We start from the raw sequence: 22,817 nt of genomic DNA on the forward strand, positions 1-22,817 counted from the left end.
CAAAAGTAGTTACAACATATTAAGACAGGGAGATTATGGAAATGAAGAACAAACAGCTAAACTCAGTATTGGTTAAACCATCGGGACCCGATTGTAATTTAGGCTGCACCTATTGTTTTTATTTGGAGAAGGCTGACCTTTACCATCAGCAAAAAGTTCATAGAATGGATGAAGATACTCTTGAAGAGTTGATTCTTCAGGTGATGGAACAATCTGGCCCCGAGGTTTCTTTCGGTTGGCAAGGAGGGGAGCCAACCCTTATGGGTTTGGATTTCTTTAGAAAAGTGATTGAACTTCAGCAAAAGTATGGCTACGGGAAAACCGTTGGAAATGGTCTTCAAACAAATGGTTTGCTTCTGAATGAAGAGTGGGCTGATTTTTTAAAGGAATACAATTGGTTGGTAGGATTATCATTGGATGGACCTGAGCATATTCATGATCATTATCGTTTAACGCAAGCGGGAAAGCCTAGCTGGGAAATCATTTCGAAGAATGCTAAAATGTTATTGGATAAGGGTGTTGCAACAAATGTACTAAGTTGTTTGACAGATTATTCAGCAGATCATATTGAGGAGATCTATCAGCATCACAAACAAATGGGATTTGATTTTATGCAGTTTATTCCTGTAGTGGAGACAGATAAGGAAAATCCGCGTCAAGCGGCATCTTTTTCTTTGTCTCCAGAGAAATATGGAAAAGTGCTTTGTAAGTTATGGGATTTGTGGGTTAATGATTTTAAAAACGGCGCTCCAACAACTTCGATTCGTCATTTTGAGTCGGTTTTCCATACTTATGTAGGCATACCTTCACCGGAATGCACCTTGCAAAAAGAGTGTGGTGTCTATACGGTAATTGAGCACAATGGAGATGTATACTCATGTGATTTTTTTGTTGATCCGAAATGGAAGTTGGGGAATATTAAGGAAGGTAAGCTAATTAACATGCTTAATTCAAGAAAGCAAACTCAATTCGGATGTATGAAGTCCAAATTGCCAAGAAAGTGTAAAAGCTGTGCTTATTTAAAACATTGTTTTGGAGGTTGTACCAAGGATAGAATAAAAGATCCAAAAGACAATGGTATGCCACGTTTTTTGTACTTCCTATAAAATATTTTTTGCTCACGCTCATTCTCAATTACGGGAAATGGGACGTAACTGGGTGGCAAACCAGTTAAGAATGCAGCAGGAAATGGAAGCCAAACAAGATGGAGGTAACTACAATGCTTACAATCATTTTGTAAAAGGGAAATAAGTTAAAATTAAAAAAAGAAATTATAGAGTTGATATATCAGTTGGAGTTGAATTTGTTGATCTGGGATTAGCATCAATGCCAACAGTTTAAATGGCTGTAATAGATATATACAGAACCAATTAATCACATATTTTGAGGCAAAAACACAGAAATATGCGAATGACTTGGTGAATCGTGTGAAGCTATTAATGAATAATGGAAATGACTGATTTAACAGTCGAATTGAAAAATTTGTTCGAATTTGAGTATTTAATTATTGTCTTATAAATTATAAAGAATGAAAACGTATACTGTAAATAAAATAAAAAATGATTGCTTAAACATTTCGGGAGAGCATATGGACTTTGTATGGAACGAAGCAGAAGTGAATACTGATTTTAGCTATCCTTGGGAGAATTGTGAAGCTCCTTTGACAACTTTCAGAGCTTTGTATGATGATGATAACTTTTATTTTAGGTTCGATGTTGAGGATGAGAATGTACTTACTTTCGTTGATCAGAATCATAAAATGGAAGTTGTAGATTCAGACAGAGTTGAGATCTTTTTTAGACGAGATAAGGAATTAAATCCATATTACTGTTTGGAAATGGATGCTCATGCCAGAGTTCTTGATTATGTGACAAATTATTATCGTAAGTTTGATTATAACTGGGCATGGCCTGAAAATAAGTTAGAGGTAAAAGCCTCAAAAAATAACAAAGGATATGTTGTAGAGGGATCAATTAAGCTTTCATCATTAAGAGAACTAGGTTTATTAAATGGCAATGTTTTGGAAGCAGGATTATACAGAGGATACTGTATGGAATTACCTGCTCAAGATAAAGAAGCAGATTTAAGATGGATTTCTTGGGTGAAACCAGATGCTGAAGAGCCAGATTTTCATATTCCATCTTCCTTTGGTAAACTGATTTTAAAATAATAAAAGGCAAAATATAAGAAGAATGAAGAAGCAAATTCTTGTGACAGGAGGAACCGGATTTATTGGTTCTCACACTGTAGTTGAGTTACAAAATAGCGGATATGATGTTGTAATAGTAGATAATCTGTCGAATTCAAAGATTGAAGTTTTGGATCAGATTGAAGAGATTACAGGTATTCGTCCAAGCTTTGAGCAGTTTGATTTAACTGATAAGCAAAAGGTAAAAGCCTTTTTTGAGCAATATACTAAGTTGGAAGCAATTATTCATTTTGCAGCCTCTAAAGCGGTTGGAGAATCAGTAGAAAAACCATTGATGTATTACCATAACAACCTGAATTCACTCATGAACATCATGGAGTGCATGAATGAGTTCAATGTAAATAATTTGGTATTCTCATCATCATGTACAGTTTATGGACAGCCGGATAAATTACCGGTTACCGAGCAAACTCCAAGAAAAGAAGCAGAATCGCCATATGGTAATACAAAGAGTATTTGCGAAGATATTATTTGCGATACGGTGCATGCCAACCCAGGTTTAAAAGGTATTGCTTTAAGATATTTTAACCCAATTGGAGCACACGAAACTGCAAAAATTGGAGAATTGCCATTAGGTGTTCCTAATAACTTAATTCCTTTCTTAACGCAAACTGTAGCAGGTATTCGACCTGAATTGAGTGTATTTGGGAATGATTACGATACCCCTGATGGATCGGCAATACGCGATTATATACATGTTGTAGACTTAGCAAAAGCTCATGTTGTAGCCATAGAACGCTTGTTGGAGAATAAAAATCAAAATGGCTACGAATATTTTAATGTGGGTACTGGAAATGGAGTGTCTGTATTGGAGATTATAGAATCTTTCGAAAGAGCAACAGGAGAAAAAGTTCCTCATAAAATTGTTGAACGTAGAGCAGGTGATATTGAAAAGATTTATGCAGATACTACTTATGCCAATAATGAGTTAGGATGGAAAGCAGAAAGTACATTGGATGAAACTTTGCTTTCAGCCTGGAAGTGGCAGGAAAATATTCCAAACTAAACTTTTGAATCATTTTCTTAAATCAAACGTTAAGATTGATATAACAAATAAAGGGTGATCATACTTAGGTAAAAGGTCACCCTTTATCTTAACCATAGTCTAAATTTTTTCAATATTTACTTTTGGGGCATCAATTGTAATCCTAATAAAGATTCGAGATTCACAGTTTTATAATTACACCAATTAAAACACCCTTTTTTCTCATTTATAGTATTTGTTTACGTTGGTATAAAAGAAAATATTACAAACAGATGGTTTACAAGTTTTTTTCCTGTTGGATTTCTGAGAAGGTGAGAGTTTAGGACTATTCCTTTCTTCGAACGTGATGAATATCTTATGAGCTTCAAAGAGGTTTAATCCCTTTAAATTTAGTTCATAAAAAAAGCACTAAAGTTTTTCAACTTCAGTGCTTATATTTTGCGGAGAGAGAGGGATTCGAACCCCCGGTACGTTGCCGTACAATGGTTTTCAAGACCACCGCATTCGACCACTCTGCCATCTCTCCAATACTTGTTTTGAGCTATTGTTGCTCTGTTATCTCTTGTGATAACGGGTGCAAATGTATGACAAAATTTAATTGCCACCAAACATTTTTTTGTAATAAATTCGAATTATTTTCGAAGCCCTTGATCATCAGCCAAATTATTTTTGTAATTAATGCAAATCTAATTCGTTTAGCATGTATAACGAGTGTTCGATGATCTTAAAAATTTCACTACAATACTCATTTACCGCCTTTGGACTTCCAGGCATCGCATAAATTAAAGTTTTATTCATAACACCGGCAATTCCTCGACTGACCAATGCATTTGGTTTATCCATGCCATATTTTACTCTGATTAACTCCATAATACCAGGAATCTCTTTCGTAATGTGTTTTTTTACCACATCAGGCGTAATGTCCTTAGGACCTATTCCTGTTCCTCCAGTAGTGAAAACAATGTCAAATTCTTCTGATTTGGCTTTGTCTAGTAGCATTGCTAATTTATCTTCCTGATCAGGAATGATATGCTTCTCGATGCTATAATGTCTATTTCGTGATTTGTAGAAATCCTGGCAAAGTTTTTCGGCAAGAGGACCGCTTTTATCAGCATATTCGCCTCTACTGGCTCTATCGCTAAGTGTAATGATCATGGTTTTTATCACTCTTGGATAATAGGTTAATGTATCACCAGCTTTAAGAGTTCCATCTTTAATTACCCTACAAAAGATTCCTTCTTTAGGCATAACGCAATTGCCAACTTCCCTAAAAATACTGCAATTGTCACCGTGACATTTTTTACCGATCTGAGTAACCTCAAGTTCCAATTCTCCAAAAGTAAATCTATCAAGTGGGGCAGTATGATGCAACAAAATGCCTTCCGTTGTGATATTCTCGGCAAATTCGCCAAACTGAATTTTTCGTTTCGCTTCTTCAGAGAACTTATCGATACTTTCCTTGGCCAATAAACTAACCTGACGGTGCCAGTTTCCCGAATGAGCATCGCCTTCAACTCCAATAGAGCTTAACTGAATACTTTCAACTGGTTTTTTAATTGTACCTTTCTTTTCTGAAATATTAACCGATAATACACTTACTTCTTTGTTCATAGTATTTTATACCATTTTAATTTTAAAATTATTGAGGTATAATGCCGATAGATATTTAAAGATCAATAACAAACGAAGTGAGGTTATTGATTATTCTTAAATACTAATCGGTATTATTTCAAGTCAGTTTTAGTTTTGTCCAATAGCTTAATGCCTTCTATTCTCATATTTTTGTCAACCGCCTTACACATATCGTAAATGGTTAGAAGCGCTATGCTAGCAGCACTTAAAGCTTCCATTTCAACGCCGGTCTGACCTATACATTTTACCCTCGTATTAGCAATAACACCGTCCTCAACCACTATACATTTAACTTCGGCTTTTGTAATTTGCAGTGTATGACACAATGGAATTAAATCACTTGTCTTTTTTGCAGCTTGAATCCCTGCTATTTCAGCCACTGTTAGAACATCACCTTTTTTTAAAGCATTTTCATTAATAAGTTTAAGTGTCTGTTCTTCCAATATAATTTTCCCAGTGGCCTTGGCTTCTCTTATTTGAGGAGTTTTATCACCAACATCTACCATATTGGCTTTCCCCTCATTATCTATATGACTGAATTTACCCATCTTATATCGTAATTAATCAGTAATTATTTAATAGTGAAAGTGTCTGTATAGAACATGTTATTCTTAATTACTAAATTTTCATTATTAATTGACTTTACCCTCCAATACCATAGAAACTTCCTTTCTTATTTTTGGTGCCAGATCTTGGTTTTTGATTGATCGACTCTTTAATGGCCTGTTTTGCACCTAATTCTTTCAAATCATATTCACTTTGGTTAAACAAACAGGGTTTTACTTTTCCATTTGCAGTTAACCTGATTCGATTACATTCAAGGCAATTGCCACCTTTTCCTCCTTCAACAATAGAAAATTCACCAGTTGCCAAATCCATTTGTCTGATGAATCGAAGATCAAGATTCTTACTATCGGAATATTTTCTTAAAGCTTCCAGATCGTCCAAATCGGCATCAGGCATTCTTACACAGTTAATTTTTACCGGATTCAAACCAGCTTCCAATGCAGCATCAATTCCTTCAAATACATCTTCAATATTACCCAAGCGAGTTATGTTTTTATATTTCTCAGGATTCAAGGTATCCAAACTGATATTTACACGCATTAGGCCAGCTTTGGCCAGATCTTTGGCGTATTTCTCTAGCAGAATACCATTTGTTGTCATTGCTAAATCTTCAATGCCAGGAATACTTGCTATTTTATGAACCAATTCAACAATACCCTTTCTTACCAAAGGTTCTCCGCCTGTTAATCTCACTTTCGTGATGCCTGAGGCAATGGCTTCTTTTACAAATGCTACAATTTCTTCGAAACTAAGTACATCCTCATGTGCAATTAGATTTATACCTTCTTCGGGCATACAATAGGTACATCTTAGATTACAGCGATCTGTAACAGAGATTCGTAGGTAATTGATATTTCGATTATAATTGTCTAACATGAACAAATTCTCCTTCGGTAAATTCATCAACTTCTCTTGGCACAGCATTATTCCATCCGCTAAAGTAAATGCATTGATATGAGCTGAGCCATGGTATTCGATAGGAACCACTCGATTGTTGGCATTGAAACGAACAGGGATAAATACTAACCTGTCTGTTCTTTTTCGCTTGTAATCTTCTGCAATTGGCATGCGAACCATAGGTGCATTGTAGTCGTGTCCCATCAATCTAAAAACAAGAGGTTTGCCTAATAATTCGAATTGTACAAATGATGATACCGGATTACCAGGCATTGCAAAAACATATTGTCCGTTTTTGGCAGCAAATACTGTATGTTTTCCCGGTTTTACAGCCAAGGTGTGAAACCAGATATTAAAACCAAGTTCTTTTAAAATTTGAGGTACATAGTCGTAATCTCCAACCGAAACACCTCCTGAAATAATTAAAATATCATTCTCAGCCAGGCACTTTTCCATGGCTTCTTGAGTAGCTTCTTTTGAATCTTCAACAATGCCATAATAATTAACATCAATACCAATTTTCTTCAGTTGTGCTTGCAGTTGCCAAGAATTCACATTTCGAATTTGAGATATATTTGGTTTTTGATGTGGCTCAACCAACTCACTTCCTGTGGCGATGCTAGCAACTCTCGGCTTTTTATATACCAATGGATTGGTGCAACCGACCGTTGCCAATACTGATATATGCTGAGATTTTAATCTGGTTCCTTTTTTCAGAACAACATCATTCTCCTTAATATCTTCACCTTTAATGCAGATGTTCGATTTTGTCTTCTCTTTGGTAAAACGAATTTTGCTGTTCTTTAATACTTCAGTATGTTCTATCATTATTACAGTATCAGCACCTTCTGGTACCATAGCTCCAGTCATAATTTTTGAACATTGTTTCTTGCCAATGGATTTAGAAGGAGCAACACCAGCAGCTATCACTTCCAACACTTCCAATTCTTCTAATAAATCCTCTTTTTTACAAGCATATCCATCCATCGCCGATTTGTTGAATGGAGGGATAGCCATATCAGATCGTACATCTTCTGCCAGTACTCGGTTTAAGCACTCCGAAATTTCAATATGCTCTTTCTCTAATTTTCGAGTAGCATGTTTTACTGTTTTTAGGGCCTCGTGAAACGTAATCATATTGCTAATTCTTTATTACCCATTTTTGTTCAGAGAAATGGATTCGGTTAGGATCGAAATTGAATTCTTCACCATCAAATTCAATATTTAAATTAGCCATTTCTCTATACTTAACAGTGTTGGGTTTTAGTTTTTTATTGTTTTTGCTTTCTATCATTATAAATAAACCAGGCTCAAGAATTTTCCTCAATCCTCCCGATTCTATAATTAAAAGACTATCATTTGGAACGACTTTATCCAAACAGCTTAGAACCTCTCTAAGGTAATCATCTTTTGCCTGTATATAATACACTTCTTTTGCTCCTGCATTTAAAAGTCTATTGCTATCTTTTTTACCTTGCTGGCGGTGTTCTTTTATAATCTGATAATTCGTGTTACTAGCAATGAATTCTGTATCTGGTTTAAGCTCATGAAAATGAGGGCATATTTTAATTCCGATAACAGAATGCTTTTGTTTTAACGAATTAATAAGCTGACAAGCAAAGAGAGTCTTACCAACATTCTGGCCATTACCAGCTAGCAGGATTATATTTTCTCTTTGAATTGTCATATACAAAAAACCTCCAACTTAGTGCAGAATTGGAGGCAATGTATGGTGAAACGGACATGTACCAGAGAGTACTATCAATTATCATTCACATCAATTTTGCTCCTTTCCAATTTTTGGACTTTAATCCTGCGGGAGGCAAATTCGTTTCCAAATTTACCCATCGGTTTATAAATCTTGCAGTTATATTAACCTGTTTAGAGATTATAAACTCGGAGTTATTTTAATTATTCATCGTAAAGATATTAATATTAACGAATCTACAAATGTGTATGTGTGACTAATGTAATGGTTTTGTAATGTTATCGATTGTACAAATTATTAAAGGATTGGTTGAAACTCTTGTTTTACTATGCTTTCAGACTTAATGTATTCAATTAATAAGATGAGAAGGAAAGAAAAAAAGAGGCTTATTTATAATTAGTTTTATTAAAAAATGGTTTTATTTACAAACCGGTTAACTAAATTAATGGAATATGGGAAAGCACGGACACGATCATAAGAATGATCATGGGAACTTGAAAGGAAGAAATTTAGGAATAGCCATTTTACTAAATGTTGGAATAACTGTAGCTCAGGTGGTAGGTGGTTTTATTTCAGGAAGTTTGGCCTTATTGTCAGATGCTTTACACAACTTCTCAGATGTTTTAGCATTGGTTATTAGTTGGTTTGCAAGTAAGTTGGCAGGAAGAAAGCAAACTGCTCGTCAGACCTTTGGATATAAACGTGCGGAAATTCTGGCTGCACTTATTAATGCTGTTTCTTTAATTGTCATCGCATTCTTTCTCCTTAAAGAGGCTGTGGAGCGTTTGGGAGAACCTCAGGAAATTCAGTCTGGACTTGTCATGATTCTTGGAGGACTTTCAATAGTGCTAAACGGGGCCAGCGTGTTATTGGTGATGAAAGATGCCAAGAATAATATCAATATGCGTTCAGCTTACCTACATTTATTAAGCGACATGATTTCTTCCATTGCGGTTGTATTGGGCGGTTTTGCCATGTACATGTGGGAGGTAAGTTGGGTAGATAGTATTCTTTCTATTGCAATTGCACTTTATCTTGTTTATTCTAGCTGGGGATTAATTGTTGAAAGTGTAAGGATTATTATGCAGTTTGCTCCAATTCATATCAATTTAGAAGAGGTGCAACAGAAAGTAAAACTAGTTAAGAAAGTTAAAAATATTCATCATGTTCATGTTTGGCAATTGGATGATAAACAAGTCAATTTTGAGGCGCATGTCAGTTTTAATGAGGATTTGAATTTAAGTGAAGTGAACAAGGTTCTTCATGAAATCGAACATATTTTGCATGATGATTTTGAAATCAACCATGTAACCTTACAGCCCGAAATTAATGGATATTGCCAGGATGAAAGCTTGGTAAAGCAAGAAAAGCCTCATTCGCACTAATCGAATGAGGTCATTAAATCCATTGGATTTTCCAATATTGTTTGAGCACCATTGGTAAGTAGCTCTTCCATTTCTCTAAATCCCCAAAGAACACCTACTGCATGCATGCCAGAATTTTGAGCAGTTGCCATATCAACTCCTGAATCACCAATATACATTAGTTCCGAAGGTTCAATTCCCATTTTCTCACTAATTAAAATTGCTCCTTTAGGGTCTGGTTTTCTTGGAATATCGCCGCCAGCACCTAAAACATATTCTAACTTCCAATTGGCAAGTAAAACCTTAACAACTTTTTGAGTCAATTCGTTTGCTTTGTTCGAGAAAACTGAAATTTTTATACCTTTTTCACTCAAAGCGTCTAATAAATCAGCGATACCAGGATACAGGCAAGTTTTTACAATGCAATTTTCATCATAAACTTTCATCATACGATCAAAGTTTTTATCTAGTTCTTTTAGATCTCTATTTTCCAGCGGCAAAGATTTTTCAACTAAGCTTCTAATGCCTCTTCCAACAAAGGTTTTATAAGTTGCATAATTATGGGTTGGAAAATTGTTTTCTTCAAGTACTTGATTCATTGAATCAGCAATGTCTTCAATAGAATTGGCAAGTGTGCCATCAAGATCAAAAATTACTCCTTTTATCATGATATATGTATAATTTGAAATGCAAATATTGCACACTATATCTTTATTGCAAAATAAAAAAGGAATTCTCTTAAAAATAAAAGCCGGAATGAGTATTTCAATCCGGCTTATAACAATGTATTCTTTTTTTAGTGAACCTTAGATCTCAATTCGGCGTTATAATCAACCATGATATCAAACCATTCATCAATCATGTTTTGCCAGGTTCCTTTACCATACAACTTCTCATATGCATTCATGAAACCAATGTCTTGCGACCATGAATCATAACTGTCAAAATTCCAAACCAAACCAACATCTGCGCCACCAGGTGTATGCAGTGGATTGTTGAATACCAGAAATGCAACCCCCAGGCTTTCCGAAGTTTTCATAAGTTTCTCAGCAATGGCTTTAAAGCGATAATACTGTCCGCGCTTGATATCAACAGCCCAAGCTTCATAATGCTTTGCGTTTTTTACCAGATCCATACCAAAAGACAGTTTCTCGTTGAAGTTCCATAAATTTACAGCTCCATATTTCTCAACTAAGGGTTCAATGTTCTTATCCCAGTCTTCGTCATGTCCATTTTGTTTTGTCGGACGGTTATCAAGTGCAGCATAAGTTGTAGGTCCCATGATCCAAACATACCATCCGGCTTTTTCGCCATAGTCTACTATTCTTAAGCCTGCTACATGATCTCCTTCGGGATGAAACTTATCATTATGAGCTTTTATCGCTTTCTCAAATTTATCAGACATTCCTCGTTTAGGTAGAATATATACACTTTCCACCACAATGGTTTTTTTCTCTTCCTTCTCCTGGCCAAATGCAACAAGTGTGCAAAGTAGTATTAAGCCTAGGACTAAACTCTTCTTCTTCATGATAAATATGTTTTTAGTGAATATCCCCAAATTTACGACAATTATTTGGAAAGAATCTAATTAAGATTTCTTAAACGATGGAAAATCAAGCAGATAAGAGTTTGGTTGTTTGAGTGTAGATGTGATCTGTTTGAATGTTGAGTTCGATTTGAACAGGACTATGATACTATCGATATCCTGATCATGATGCTACCGCTAACAAGAGTAGGATACAGTCGACAGCAGGGGTATGATATAAATTTCATATTATTTGGAATGTTTTTAATTGATCTCAGGTTAATTGCAAAAAATCTTTATCTTTGATGCTCACAACGAAAAGTAATATTCGCTAATGCATAAAATGACAAACATAGCTATGATGAACATGCCATTTATCGGTATGTGCGGTGCTATGGGCATTATTGTTATTACTACCACCACAACTACGGGGACCCTTTAGGGGTCTATATTATTACATATCACCAAAGGTGGGTATTATCATACTCAAAAAGTACATAGAAATATTTGTGCCTGATTGCTTATTATGTCGTAAATTCATTTGTGCGATATGAATAACGCTAATTATCAAATAACTATAACCATTATATAATCATTGATGATGGAATCAACATTTGTAGGGAGAGGAAATCATCAGAACGAATCAAGGAAATGAAACGTCCGTTCCTAAATAAATTATGAGCTCACATTTAAACATCATTATTCAGGAATGGTAAGTTCCATCTGGCCTTAAAATAAAATAATAAGCAGATGAAAGTTTTAAAATTTGGAGGAAGCTCGGTAGCCAATGCAGAAAGCTGTAATAGGGTGAAAGAGATTGTTAAGAAGAATCAAAAAAGCTGTAAGCAAGTTGTAGTTGTGTCGGCTTTTGGAGGTGTTACTGATGAATTGGAACGCTGTATTACTTTGGCAAGTAAAAGAGACAAGGAGTATAAAGAGGTTCTGGAGAGGTTAAAACAGAGACACCAAGATATGATTCAGAAGCTTGGATTAAGTGGCAATCTGAATGAAAAGATCAATGCAAAATTTGAAGAAATATCAGAGCTTTTACAAGGGGTTTATTTGTTGGAAGATATTTCGGAAAAAGTTCGTAGTGTTGTATTGGGTTCAGGGGAATTGTTGTCTTCGGCAATTCTATCGGAATTCTTTAAAAGTGATGGGCTGCAAACAGTGTATTTCGATTCCAGAGAATACATCAAAACACAAAATGGGAAAGGGGTTTATTTAAATGCTGAACAAACCAACCTAAATCTTGAATCAATAAAGAAAAAAGAATTTGAAGTTGCATTGTTTCCTGGATTTGTAGCTTCAGGAGCCAAAGGAGAGATGACGCTTCTGGGACGTGGAGGTTCTGATTATACCGCATCAATTTTGGCTGCTGGATTGGGGTGTTCCGAATTGGAAATTTGGACAGATGTGAGCGGTATGTATACTGCTGATCCTCGATTTGTTTCCCAAGCTTTGCCTATCGAAAGAATGTCATTTCAAGAAGCTATCGAATTGTCGCACTTCGGAGCTAAAGTGATTTATCCTCCAACTTTAATTCCTGTAGTGCAAAATCAAATTGATGTAAGAATTAAAAATACTTTCGAACCCGATGATGAGGGAACTTTAATCAGCAAAACACCTGGAGAAGTTCGCTCGGTTGTTCGTGGTTTATCGTCGATTAACGATATTAATTTGTTTACGCTTTCGGGGAGCGGTGTCATGGGAATTAGCGGATTTGCTTCTCGATTTTTTACAAGTTTGGCGCAAAATGAGATTAATGTCGTGTTGATTACACAGGCATCGTCGGAACATAGTATCAGTGTAGGTATTCACAAAGATGATACAGAGTTGGCCATGGAAGCATTGTGCGAAGAATTCGAAATGGAAATCAGAATGAATCTGGTGAATGAACCATTGGTTGAAGAGAATCTATCCATTGTGGCCATTGTTGGCGAAGATATGGGATTCACTCCGGGTATTTCAGGCAAAGTGTTTAGCGTTCTTGGCAAGAATGGTGTTAATATTAGGGCAATGGCTCAAGGCGGAAATGAAATGAACCTTACATTCATGGTTCGTACCAAGGATATTAAAAAGGTGCTAAACGTAATACATGAAGAGTTTTTCGATACGACTTACAAAAAGGTGAACTTATACATTGCAGGAGTTGGGAATGTAGGTGGTAAGCTTCTTGAATTCATTAAAAATCAATATAAACATCTTTTGGAAGAAAAAGGCTTGCAATTAATTGTTAGGGCAGTAACCAACAGTAGAAAAATGTTCTTTGCAGAAGATGAGAGTTTGCTTGAAAATTGGGAAGACAAATTGGATAAGTATGGTGTTCAGGCAGATTTACAGGAGTTTGTTCGCCTAATGGATCAATCGAACCTGAGAAATCGAATTTTTGTTGATATTACAGCTAGCGATAAGGTAAGCGAAGTGTATGAGCAGATATTGAATTCTACAGTTGCAATTGTGGCTTGTAATAAAATAGCGGCATCTTCTAATTACGAGAACTATAGTAAAATAAAAGCTGCAGCTAAAAAGCACAATGTTGAATTCATGTTCGAAAGTAATGTTGGTGCAGGTTTACCAGTAATCAGTACCATTAATAGTTTGGTAAACACAGGTGATGAAATTGTTGGGATTGATGCGGTCGTTTCAGGTAGCTTAAATTTTATCATGAATGAATTTAATAAAGGTTGTTCATTTGTGGAAGCTGTAAAAATGGCCATGGAGCAAGGATTTACTGAACCTGATCCTAAAATTGATTTGAGTGGAATGGATGTGTTGAGAAAACTATTGATCTTATCACGAGAAGCAGGTTATCAATTGGAAGAAAATGAAGTGGAGCATCAACCAATGATTCCTGAATCATGCCTGCAAGGAAATTCTGCCGAAGAACTGTTAACGGCTTTGGAATCCAATAATGATTACTTTGAAGCTTGGAGAGAAGTAATGAAAGAGAAAAATGTTCGATTTAGATATATCGCTTCCTTTAAAGATGGAAAAGCAAATGTGAGTTTGAAGGAAGTAAGCCCTGATCATCCGTTTTACGATATTCATGGTAAGGATAATGTGATTTCGCTAAACACCAAATGGTATGACGATCAGCCTTTAATTATTAAAGGAGCTGGTGCTGGAGCTGAGGTTACGGCATCGGGTATTTTTGGTGATATTATAAGAATTAGCAGAAATTAATTGAGGTAGAATGGATCGTAAATCAGAAAACTATTGTATACAAGACAATAGTAAAAAAATGAATAAGATGTCAGAAGAAGTTAAAGTGTTTGCACCCGGAAGTGTTTCAAATGTAGGGTGTGGTTTCGATATATTGGGATTTGCCATTGATGGAGTTGGTGATGAAATGATTCTTAAAAAGAATGATGAAAATGAGATCAGGATCAATCCTGTGAATGGATATGAGAGCTTGCCAACCGACCCAAAGAAAAATGTTGCAGGAGTAGCCATTCAAGCATTGTTGGATGATCTGGGAAGTGATCAGGGATTTGATGTTGAGATTGTAAAGAATATAAAACCTGGAAGTGGTATTGGTTCAAGTGCTGCAAGTGCTGCTGGAGCTGTTGTTGCGGCCAATGAATTATTGGGGAGACCCTATTCGAGAATGCAATTGGTAGATTTTGCCATGAAAGGTGAAGAGGTTGCTTCAGGAGATATTCATGCCGATAATGTTGCTCCAGCTACGTTGGGAGGTTTTTGTTTGATTCGAGGATATAACCCATTGGATGTTATTCATATTGAGCCACCAAAAGATCTATGGTGTGTGGTCATTCATCCGCAAATTGAAATTAAAACCAAAGAATCAAGAGAGCTTCTTTCTCCTGAAATCCCTCTGAAAAAGGCCATTCGTCAGTGGGGAAATGTTGCAGGTTTGATGTCTGGCCTTTATACTTCAAATTATGAGCTAATAGGTCGATCACTGGAAGATCATATTATTGAACCACAAAGAAAAGTTTTGATTCCTGAGTTTGATGAACTGAAACTATCGGTGATGGAAGCAGGAGCTTTAGGTTGTAGTATTTCTGGTTCGGGACCATCGGTATTTGCATTGGCAAATGGAAGAGAAACAGCAGATGTAATTGCTGGTGCTATGGATACTGTATTCAGAAGAACAGAATTGGACTATAAGATTTATGTGTCGAAAGTGAGTGAGGGAGGAGTTAAAATCTTATAACCAGAAAAACATTGAATGATAATGAAGTATTTCAGTACCAATAATAAAGAACTGCGTTACAGTTTTAAAGAGGCTGTTGTAAAAGGATTAGCTCCCGATAAAGGATTGTTTTTCCCTGTTAATATTCCAAAACTGAGCGATCAGTTTTTTAATGAATTACCTAATAAAAGTCTTGCAGAAATAGGATTTGAAGTGGCCAAACATTTTGTAGGGGAAGACATCAAAGAAAAGGAACTCAAAAATATTTGCGAAGAAGTATTCAATTTTCCGATTCCTTTGGTTAAGGTAGAAGAAGGAGTGTATGGCTTAGAGTTATTTCATGGTCCAACTTGTGCATTTAAGGATGTAGGAGCACGATTCATGAGTCGTTGCCTTAGCGCTTTTGCAAAGGAGAGTAAAAGAGAGCTAACCATACTGGTTGCAACTTCAGGTGATACAGGAAGTGCTGTTGCCAATGGATTTTTGGGAGTTGAGGGAGTGAATGTGATTATTCTTTATCCAAAAGGGAAGGTGAGTCACATTCAAGAGCAGCAGCTTACCACCATGGGGCAAAATATTACAGCTCTTGAAGTGGAAGGAACATTCGACGATTGTCAGGCTTTGGTTAAGGATGCTTTCGCAGATGACGAGTTGAATACAAAATACAAGCTAACCTCTGCCAATTCTATTAACATTGCACGTTTGTTGCCTCAGAGTTTCTATTATTTCTATGCGTGGGCTCAATTGCAAGAAAAAAATAAGGAAGTAATTGTTTCAGTGCCTAGTGGAAATTACGGCAACCTAACAGGAGGATTGCTGGCAAAACAAATGGGATTACCAATTCATAAATTTGTTGCAGCTGCAAATAGAAACAAGATTGTGCCAGACTATTTGGATAGTGGAAAATATCAGCCAAAACCATCGGTTCAAACCATTTCTAATGCCATGGATGTTGGAGCTCCTAGTAACTTTTCGCGTATGATGGAAATTTACAAAGAGAATTACTCTGATGTAATTAAAGATATAAATGGAGCATGGTATTCCGATGATGAAACCAAAGCTGTTATGAAAGAAGTTTATGAGCGTGAGTCGTATATTTTAGATCCTCATGGTGCCGTTGGCTATATGGGACTTAACAAATACCTTAATAGAGAAAAACAAGTTGGGATATTTTTAGAAACCGCACATCCTGCTAAGTTTAAAGACATTGTTGAGAAAGTAATCGAAAAAGAGGTGGAAATACCCAATTATTTGCAAGAATGTTTAAAAAAAGAAAAAAAATGTGTTGTTATCGGAAAAGAATATCAGGTGTTTAAAAATTATCTATTGAGATAAAAATTGATCAGATTAAACCAGGCCAAAAGGCTTGGTTTTTTTGTGAGTTTAAATAGCTTGGGAATTAAGTGTTTAAAGTGTTGAGGAAAATATTAAGAGATTGTGAATTTATCTTATCTTTCAGAAGATAAAGGCTTAAGGAAAGGTGTGTTGTAGGGTTTGTTTAAATGTTTGATTTTTATAAAGGCTTTTCGTAAATAGAATTTGGTTAAATTAAAATCTAGGCTAAATAGTTTTATGATTTAATAATAGATGCTGTATATGTTATATTCAGTACGATTTAAAAATTATTGTTTGTTTATTATGTTTTGATTTTAAAAAGATGAATTTTCTTATTTTTTCCTAACTGAAATTTGCAAACGTCCAGAAATCCTTTATATTTGTATAGAAATCAAATTTAAAAGCATTTTTTAACCCTAAAATTTTATAAAGTTATGAACAAAGCTCAATTAATTGATGCAATTGCTAGCAAGGCTGGTTTAACTAAAGCGGATTCTAAAAAAGCATTAGACGCTTTCATTGAAACTACTACTGAAGCATTAAAAGGTGATGATAGAGTAGCTCTTGTTGGATTCGGTTCATTCTCTGTATCTAAGCGTGACGCTAGAACTGGTAGAAACCCACAAACTGGTAAGCCAATCAATATCCCTGCAAAAAAGGTTATTAAATTTAAGGCTGGTTCAGAATTAGCAGACTCAGTACAATAAATATATTGTAAGTCATAAGAAATTAGGGGGGTAGAAAATACCTCCTTTTTTTATACCACAAATTTTAAAGATGGAAAAAGATTTACTAGTCAGATCTATTCAATTTCTGGAAGAATTTGCAACAGAAAAACGTAAAAATCTGATAAATGAAAATGTGGACAACCGCACAAGGTATATTACTGTGGCACTGGAAAATATTTTTCAACCGCAAAATGCCAGTGCTGTAATTCGATCATGTGATTGTTTTGGCATTCAGGATTTGCATGTAATAGAAAATTCAAACGAATATAACATAAATCCAGATGTTGTTATGGGAGCTTCAAAATGGGTGGACTTGTATCGGTACAACAAAAACAAGGACAATACGCTTGATACCATAAAATCGTTGAAAGAGAAAGGTTATAGAATTGTTGCCACTACACCTCACACTAAGGATGTTCTTTTGCCAGATTTTGATTTGTCAAAGGGTAAATCAGTATTTTTCTTTGGAACAGAACTTACTGGTTTGTCGGATGTGGTTATGGATCACGCTGATGAGTTTGTTAAAATTCCAATGTATGGTTTTACCGAGAGTTTTAATATTTCTGTTTCAGCGGCACTTGTGTTAAATCATTTGGCGACGGAAGTGCGCAGAACTAAGGTAAATTGGCAGTTATCTGAACAAGAAAAATTAGAGCTTAAGTTGGATTGGCTAAAAAATCAGTTAGAAGAGGAGATAAACTGTTAGAAGAGCAATTCAGACGTTGGGGAATCGACTGAAAATGATAATAATTAAAAGACTCTAAAAGCTGTGTATTTAGACCATTAATATTTTCATCAAATATTTCGGAAATGGTAAAAAGATTATTATTTTTGATGAAGACATTATAAGAGTAGATAAATAAAATTTATTCGCTAATTCCTGATATTTAAATAATACCACTATATGAATTGTGTTGTAATTGACGATGATAAGCTTTCTAGAAAAGTTGTTGAGAGTTATATTGAGAGAACCGATTTCCTAACATTTGGAGCATCCTACCCAAGTGCAATTGATGCCATTAACAATATTAAGAAGAATGAGCCGGTAGACTTAATCTTTTTGGATATTGAAATGCCGGAAATGAGTGGAATGGAATTTTTAAACAGCCTTATCACAACTCCTCAAATTATTATTATTTCTTCCAAAGAGCAATATGCTCTTGAAGCTTTTGAGTATGATGTAACGGACTATTTATTAAAACCTATTAGTTACAGTAGATTTTTTAAAGCAGTTAGCAAGGCTCATAAACGATATAAAAATAGCGAAGGATTCATTCAAGATAAGAATGAAATCTTTATTAAGAGCAACTCATCTCTTGTTCGTTTAAATTACGATGACATTCTTTGGATTGAAGCATTGGAGAATTATGTTGTGGTGAATACCTATCAGGAAAAGTATACCATTCATTTTACAATGAAGGCTATTGAAGAAAAAATGCCAGCGGCACGTTTCTCAAGAATACATCGTTCTTACATTGTAAATCTAAGTAAGATTGAAATGATTGAGGATAATTCAGTAATAATAAATACTGATGGAGGACCAAAATCAATTCCAATTGGAAAATCGTACCGTGATAAATTAATGGGTGATATTAATTTAATGACTCGATAGTTTTCTTTATAGCAGGATTTTTTTGAATTTTGTATTCAATAAAATTCTGTATATGATTACCAATAGACAATTATTTCTACAACACGTAGCTACAACTTCTGATTTTCCAATCGCATTGGAGATAGAAAGAGCAGAAGGTATATATATGTACGACCCGAGCGGGAAACCATATTTGGATCTCGTTTCGGGCGTTTCTGTTAGTAACCTGGGGCATGGACATCCAAAGGTAAAACAAGCCATAAAGGATCAAGTAGATAAATACATGCATTTGATGGTGTATGGAGAATTTATCGAAACGCCGCAGGTGCAACTTGCCAAATTGCTATCCGATAATCTTCCGGAAAGCTTAAATTCAGTTTATTTCGTGAACTCAGGAAGTGAAGCGAATGAAGGAGCACTTAAATTAGCAAAAAGATATACTGGAAGATCCGAAATTATTCACTTTACAAGAGCATATCATGGAAGTACACACGGAGCATTAAGTGTGCTTTGCGATGAGGAAATGAAAAATTCATTCCGTCCATTGCTTCCTGATGTAAGAATGATTGAGTTCGGAAATGAAGGCGATTTGGAACAAATCACGGAGAAGACTGCTTGTGTAATTCTGGAACCAATTCAATCGGAAGGCGGAATGATTATTCCTTCGAAAGAATACATTCAGACTTTAAGAGCGCGTTGCACTGAGAAAGGAGCTTTGTTGATTTTTGATGAGGTACAAATGGGGTTCGGAAGAACTGGAAAACTATTTGCATTCGAACATTTCGATGTTGTGCCTGATATTTTGTGCTTGGCAAAAGCAATGGGTGGAGGAATGCCAGTTGGTGCCTTTATTTCGGACAAGAAAATTTTGGATTCATTCAAAACCAATCCAATGCTAGGACATATCACAACTTTTGGAGGTCATCCGGTTTGTTGTGCAGCAGCCAAAGCTTCATTAGAGGTTCTTTTGGAAGAAAATATTGTTGAAGATGTTCAACGTAAAGGAGAGCTGTTTGTTGAACTTTTAAAAGATCATCCGTTGGTGAAAGGATTTCGTCAACTGGGACTTTTTGTTGCAGTTGTTGTGGAGTCGAAAGAAATCATGTTGAAGATCATGAAAGAAGCACATGAACTAGGTGTGGTGATGGATGCTTTCCTTTTTTGTGATAATGCTTACCGCATTGCACCTCCATTAAATATTACCGATGAGGAAATTCGACACGCTTCTGATCTTCTGATTCAGGCAATGGATAAAGTAAATAAATAAGCATGAGGTTTATTGGTGTTGTAATAATTCTATTGTGCATGGTCTTTGGTGCCAATGCGCAATTATCGGAAGTAGAGAATGAAATTGCAGGTGATTTTGAACAATTGGTTCAAGCTGACAAAGATTCGTTAAAACTTGTAATCTGTAAGAAAATTGAAGATTCATTTCAACGGGTTTTGCTTCAAAAGGAGAGTTTCGATTATTCTTTTTCTAAACTCAATCGAATGGGAAAAATTACATCACCAGATCTTAGATTTAGAATTTACAATTGGAACTGTGTGCTCTCTGATGGAAGCTATAAGTATTTTGGAATACTTCAATACAAGGAGAAATCTAAAGTGAAGGTGAAACTTCTTTCTGATAAAATTGATGCAGATATGTTTTCAAGATATCAACCAGAAAATTGGCCTGGAGCGTTATATTATAAGATTATTCCATTCAAATCGAAAGGTAGTGCAAGCTATTTGCTATTGGGATGGGATGGAAACAATGTTTCAACCAATAAGAAAGTGATAGAGGTGCTAAGTTTTGAAAAGACAGGGATAGAGTTCGGAAAACCTGTGATTTCTTGGAGGGGAAAACATCTGAATCGTGTGGTTTTTGAATATGCAAAGCAAGCACGAATGAGTATCAATTATCAGGAAAAAGAAAAGAGGTTGGTGTTCGATCATTTGTCGCCTTCCAAGCCTCAATTCGCAAACCAATTTGAATATTATGGTCCTGATTTTACCCATGATGCTTTGCAATTGAAGAAGGGAATTTGGGTTTTACAGGAGGATGTAGATGTTAGAAACAAGTAATATCAATAAGAAAATCTGTTTATAAAAAGGTATAATTTATGAGCGATACATTTAAATATCAGACGGAACAATTTGCCGACATTAAAATATTAAGATATCAGGTACCTGGCTTTGGAGATTTAAGTTTGCAGCAAAAAAAGCTGATTTACTTTCTAGCTGAAGCTGCAAGGTGCGGTCGTGATATTCTATTCGATCAGAATAACAAGTACAACTTAAGGATAAGAAGAACTTTAGAAGCAATTGTAAAATCGTACGATGGAGATAGAGAGTCGGAAGATTTTAAGAATTTTTTGGTTTACACAAAAAGAGTGTGGTTCTCCAATGGTATTCATCATCATTATTCGATGGATAAGTTTCTGCCAGATTTCGATGAGGAGTATTTTGGTGACTTGCTGGCAAATACCAATTCTGATTTATTGCCATTGGGTGATAAAGAAGAGGTTATAGATCTAATGAATCAATTGGTGCCGGTAATTTTTGAGGAAAACACTGAGGCAAAAAGAGTTGTATTAAATCCTGATTTGGATTTAATTGCCGATTCGGCGAACAATTACTATGAAGGAGTTACTCAAAAAGAGGTAGAAGAATTCTACTCTAACGCAGATAAGGGTGATACTGAGAGACCTCTGTCCATTGGTTTAAATTCGAAGTTGACCAAAGAAAATGGCCAATTAATTGAAAAAATCTGGAAGCTTGGAGGAATGTATTCTCCTGCAATTGAGAAAGTAGTTTTCTGGTTAGAGAAAGCGATAGAGGTTGCCGATAGTGATCTTCAGAAAGAATCATTAATAAAATTGGTTGATTTTTATAGAACAGGCGATTTAAAAATATTCGACGAATATTCTATTCTTTGGGTGAAGGATTTGGATGCTCATGTAGATGTGGTAAACGGATTTATCGAAGTTTATGGTGATGCACTAGCCTTTAAAGCAAGCTGGGAATCGGTGGTTAACTTTAAAGATATTGAAGCAACCAAGCGAACCGAAATTATCTCCAATAATGCTCAGTGGTTCGAGGATAATTCTCCTGTTGATGAGAGGTTTAAGAAGGATGAAGTAAAAGGTGTGAGTGCCAAAGTAATTACAGTTGCCATGTTGGGTGGGGATTGTCATCCGGCTACGCCTATTGGAATTAACTTGCCAAATGCCGAATGGATTAGAAAAGAGCACGGAAGTAAATCCGTAACCATCGATAACATTACACATGCCTATCATCAATCGTCGCTGAAAAGTGGAATGTTGGAAGAGTTTGCTTATAGCGATGAGGAAGTTGCAAGAGCGAAAGAGCATGGCTACTTAGGCGGAAATTTGCATACCGATTTGCATGAGTGTTTGGGGCATGGATCGGGACAATTGTTGCCAGGTGTTGGCATGGATGCCTTAAAGAATTATCACTCTACACTAGAAGAGGCAAGAGCCGATTTGTTTGCACTGTACTATATGATGGATCCGAAAATGGTTGAAATCGGTTTGATGCCAAGTTTGGATGTTGCAAAAGCTGAGTATGATGGTTATATCCGCAACGGATTGTTGACTCAACTTACCCGTATAGAACTGGGTAAAGATATTGAGGAATCGCACATGCGAAACAGACAATTGATTGCAAAATGGGTATTTGAAAGGGGCGAGCATGTAATTGAGAAAGTGAAGAAGGAAGACAAAACTTTCTTTGTGGTGAAAGATTACGAAAAACTGAGAGAGCTATTTGGAGAGTTGCTTGCCGAAGTGCAAAGAATCAAATCAGAAGGTGATTTTGAAGCAGGAAAGGCTTTGGTTGAGAATTACGGAGTTAAAGTGGATGAAGAGCTACACCAAGAGGTGAAAGAGAGGTTCGAAAAATTGAGTCTTGCAGCTTATGCTGGTTTCATCAATCCTAATTATCATCCAATCATTGAAAATGATGAGATTGCTGATGTGGAGATATCCTATCCTATGGATTTTATGGAACAAATGTTAGAATACAGTGAAAAGTATTCTTTCTTGCCAAACATTAATTAAGCTGAGCTAAAGTTATTTAGAAAATTGATAATAAAAAGAGGTCGGAGCGACCT

Annotated in this window: 19 protein-coding genes, 1 tRNA gene and 1 riboswitch; of the genes, 13 read left to right on the forward strand and 7 right to left on the reverse strand. The window is 35.7% G+C overall.

The features are described 5' to 3' along the window. The first annotated feature begins 35 nt into the window (after positions 1–35). The 3 genes from JCM15579_RS07080 (at position 36) to galE (ending at position 3,215) form a co-directional block, all read left to right on the forward strand. On the forward strand, positions 36–1,106 hold the full coding sequence (locus JCM15579_RS07080) for an anaerobic sulfatase maturase (RefSeq protein WP_245625850.1): 1,071 nt from the start codon (positions 36–38) through the stop codon (positions 1,104–1,106). 422 nt (positions 1,107–1,528) lie between these two features. Continuing rightward, positions 1,529–2,170, forward strand: coding sequence for a carbohydrate-binding family 9-like protein (locus tag JCM15579_RS07085; RefSeq protein WP_054717791.1), 642 nt, complete (start codon positions 1,529–1,531; stop codon positions 2,168–2,170). A gap of 22 nt (positions 2,171–2,192) precedes the next feature. Further along, complete coding sequence (gene galE / locus JCM15579_RS07090; RefSeq protein WP_054717794.1) at positions 2,193–3,215, forward strand: UDP-glucose 4-epimerase GalE; 1,023 nt, start codon at positions 2,193–2,195, stop codon at positions 3,213–3,215. A 420-nt stretch (positions 3,216–3,635) separates the two neighbouring features. Here galE and JCM15579_RS07095 read toward each other — a convergent pair. The 5 genes from JCM15579_RS07095 to JCM15579_RS07115 form a co-directional block, all read right to left on the reverse strand. Next, a tRNA-Ser gene (locus tag JCM15579_RS07095) sits at positions 3,636–3,720 on the reverse strand. Positions 3,721–3,869: 149 nt separating this feature from the next. Continuing rightward, complete coding sequence (locus JCM15579_RS07100) at positions 3,870–4,805, reverse strand: MOSC domain-containing protein (protein ID WP_054717797.1); 936 nt, start codon at positions 4,803–4,805, stop codon at positions 3,870–3,872. Positions 4,806–4,918: 113 nt separating this feature from the next. Next, a complete protein-coding gene (gene moaC, locus JCM15579_RS07105) occupies positions 4,919–5,374 on the reverse strand; it encodes a cyclic pyranopterin monophosphate synthase MoaC (RefSeq protein ID WP_054717800.1) in 456 nt (151 codons plus the stop codon). Between the two features lie 94 nt (positions 5,375–5,468). Further along, positions 5,469–7,427 carry a radical SAM protein gene (locus tag JCM15579_RS20025; RefSeq protein WP_083464581.1) on the reverse strand — a complete coding sequence of 653 codons (1,959 nt, stop codon included), beginning with the start codon at positions 7,425–7,427 and terminating at the stop codon, positions 5,469–5,471. A gap of 4 nt (positions 7,428–7,431) precedes the next feature. Continuing rightward, a complete protein-coding gene (locus JCM15579_RS07115) occupies positions 7,432–7,977 on the reverse strand; it encodes a P-loop NTPase family protein (protein WP_054717803.1) in 546 nt (181 codons plus the stop codon). An 83-nt stretch (positions 7,978–8,060) separates the two neighbouring features. Next, positions 8,061–8,204, reverse strand: a riboswitch (molybdenum cofactor riboswitch). A gap of 246 nt (positions 8,205–8,450) precedes the next feature. Between JCM15579_RS07115 and JCM15579_RS07120 the strand changes: the two genes are divergently transcribed. Further along, the gene (locus JCM15579_RS07120; protein ID WP_054717805.1) at positions 8,451–9,383 is read left to right on the forward strand and encodes a cation diffusion facilitator family transporter; all 933 of its coding nucleotides are present in this window, start codon (positions 8,451–8,453) and stop codon (positions 9,381–9,383) included. On the opposite strand, the gene JCM15579_RS07125 is transcribed toward JCM15579_RS07120, so the two are convergent. Together JCM15579_RS07125 and JCM15579_RS07130 are read right to left on the reverse strand one after the other, a co-directional pair. Beyond that, on the reverse strand, positions 9,380–10,030 hold the full coding sequence (locus JCM15579_RS07125) for an HAD family hydrolase (RefSeq protein ID WP_054717808.1): 651 nt from the start codon (positions 10,028–10,030) through the stop codon (positions 9,380–9,382). The genes JCM15579_RS07120 and JCM15579_RS07125 overlap by 4 nt on opposite strands. A gap of 128 nt (positions 10,031–10,158) precedes the next feature. Further along, a complete protein-coding gene (locus JCM15579_RS07130; RefSeq protein WP_054717811.1) occupies positions 10,159–10,890 on the reverse strand; it encodes a hypothetical protein in 732 nt (243 codons plus the stop codon). Between the two features lie 747 nt (positions 10,891–11,637). Here JCM15579_RS07130 and thrA point away from each other — a divergent pair. From thrA to JCM15579_RS07175, 9 genes are all read left to right on the forward strand, one after another. Beyond that, complete coding sequence (gene thrA, locus JCM15579_RS07135) at positions 11,638–14,073, forward strand: bifunctional aspartate kinase/homoserine dehydrogenase I (protein WP_054717813.1); 2,436 nt, start codon at positions 11,638–11,640, stop codon at positions 14,071–14,073. Positions 14,074–14,131: 58 nt separating this feature from the next. Next, entirely contained in the window at positions 14,132–15,067 is a 936-nt protein-coding gene (locus JCM15579_RS07140; protein WP_054717967.1) for a homoserine kinase, read from the forward strand. Positions 15,068–15,088: 21 nt separating this feature from the next. Then, positions 15,089–16,381 carry a threonine synthase gene (gene thrC / locus JCM15579_RS07145; RefSeq protein ID WP_054717816.1) on the forward strand — a complete coding sequence of 431 codons (1,293 nt, stop codon included), beginning with the start codon at positions 15,089–15,091 and terminating at the stop codon, positions 16,379–16,381. Between the two features lie 434 nt (positions 16,382–16,815). Then, positions 16,816–17,088, forward strand: a complete 273-nt coding sequence (locus JCM15579_RS07150) for an HU family DNA-binding protein (protein ID WP_054717818.1) — start codon at positions 16,816–16,818, stop codon at positions 17,086–17,088. A gap of 70 nt (positions 17,089–17,158) precedes the next feature. Beyond that, entirely contained in the window at positions 17,159–17,815 is a 657-nt protein-coding gene (locus JCM15579_RS07155) for a TrmH family RNA methyltransferase (RefSeq protein ID WP_157471377.1), read from the forward strand. A gap of 198 nt (positions 17,816–18,013) precedes the next feature. After that, on the forward strand, positions 18,014–18,721 hold the full coding sequence (locus JCM15579_RS07160) for a LytR/AlgR family response regulator transcription factor (RefSeq protein WP_054717821.1): 708 nt from the start codon (positions 18,014–18,016) through the stop codon (positions 18,719–18,721). Positions 18,722–18,773: 52 nt separating this feature from the next. Beyond that, positions 18,774–19,967, forward strand: a complete 1,194-nt coding sequence (locus tag JCM15579_RS07165; protein WP_245625851.1) for an aspartate aminotransferase family protein — start codon at positions 18,774–18,776, stop codon at positions 19,965–19,967. A 2-nt stretch (positions 19,968–19,969) separates the two neighbouring features. After that, positions 19,970–20,767 carry a hypothetical protein gene (locus JCM15579_RS07170; RefSeq protein ID WP_054717824.1) on the forward strand — a complete coding sequence of 266 codons (798 nt, stop codon included), beginning with the start codon at positions 19,970–19,972 and terminating at the stop codon, positions 20,765–20,767. Between the two features lie 38 nt (positions 20,768–20,805). After that, positions 20,806–22,764 (forward strand): dipeptidyl-peptidase 3 family protein, encoded by a 1,959-nt coding sequence (locus JCM15579_RS07175; RefSeq protein ID WP_054717827.1) that lies wholly within the window; start codon positions 20,806–20,808, stop codon positions 22,762–22,764. Positions 22,765–22,817: the final 53 nt, after the last annotated feature.

This window comes from Marinifilum fragile JCM 15579, assembly GCF_001310955.1.
Classification (GTDB): domain Bacteria; phylum Bacteroidota; class Bacteroidia; order Bacteroidales; family Marinifilaceae; genus Marinifilum; species Marinifilum fragile.

Coding starts and splice junctions, on each gene's coding strand:
- JCM15579_RS07080 (WP_245625850.1), top strand. CDS start 36: ATGGAAATGAAGAACAAACAGCTAAACTCAGTATTGGTTAAACCATCG.
- JCM15579_RS07085 (WP_054717791.1), top strand. CDS start 1,529: ATGAAAACGTATACTGTAAATAAAATAAAAAATGATTGCTTAAACATT.
- galE (WP_054717794.1), top strand. CDS start 2,193: ATGAAGAAGCAAATTCTTGTGACAGGAGGAACCGGATTTATTGGTTCT.
- JCM15579_RS07100 (WP_054717797.1), bottom strand. CDS start 4,805: ATGAACAAAGAAGTAAGTGTATTATCGGTTAATATTTCAGAAAAGAAA.
- moaC (WP_054717800.1), bottom strand. CDS start 5,374: ATGGGTAAATTCAGTCATATAGATAATGAGGGGAAAGCCAATATGGTA.
- JCM15579_RS20025 (WP_083464581.1), bottom strand. CDS start 7,427: ATGATTACGTTTCACGAGGCCCTAAAAACAGTAAAACATGCTACTCGA.
- JCM15579_RS07115 (WP_054717803.1), bottom strand. CDS start 7,977: ATGACAATTCAAAGAGAAAATATAATCCTGCTAGCTGGTAATGGCCAG.
- JCM15579_RS07120 (WP_054717805.1), top strand. CDS start 8,451: ATGGGAAAGCACGGACACGATCATAAGAATGATCATGGGAACTTGAAA.
- JCM15579_RS07125 (WP_054717808.1), bottom strand. CDS start 10,030: ATGATAAAAGGAGTAATTTTTGATCTTGATGGCACACTTGCCAATTCT.
- JCM15579_RS07130 (WP_054717811.1), bottom strand. CDS start 10,890: ATGAAGAAGAAGAGTTTAGTCCTAGGCTTAATACTACTTTGCACACTT.
- thrA (WP_054717813.1), top strand. CDS start 11,638: ATGAAAGTTTTAAAATTTGGAGGAAGCTCGGTAGCCAATGCAGAAAGC.
- JCM15579_RS07140 (WP_054717967.1), top strand. CDS start 14,132: ATGAATAAGATGTCAGAAGAAGTTAAAGTGTTTGCACCCGGAAGTGTT.
- thrC (WP_054717816.1), top strand. CDS start 15,089: ATGAAGTATTTCAGTACCAATAATAAAGAACTGCGTTACAGTTTTAAA.
- JCM15579_RS07150 (WP_054717818.1), top strand. CDS start 16,816: ATGAACAAAGCTCAATTAATTGATGCAATTGCTAGCAAGGCTGGTTTA.
- JCM15579_RS07155 (WP_157471377.1), top strand. CDS start 17,159: ATGGAAAAAGATTTACTAGTCAGATCTATTCAATTTCTGGAAGAATTT.
- JCM15579_RS07160 (WP_054717821.1), top strand. CDS start 18,014: ATGAATTGTGTTGTAATTGACGATGATAAGCTTTCTAGAAAAGTTGTT.
- JCM15579_RS07165 (WP_245625851.1), top strand. CDS start 18,774: ATGATTACCAATAGACAATTATTTCTACAACACGTAGCTACAACTTCT.
- JCM15579_RS07170 (WP_054717824.1), top strand. CDS start 19,970: ATGAGGTTTATTGGTGTTGTAATAATTCTATTGTGCATGGTCTTTGGT.
- JCM15579_RS07175 (WP_054717827.1), top strand. CDS start 20,806: ATGAGCGATACATTTAAATATCAGACGGAACAATTTGCCGACATTAAA.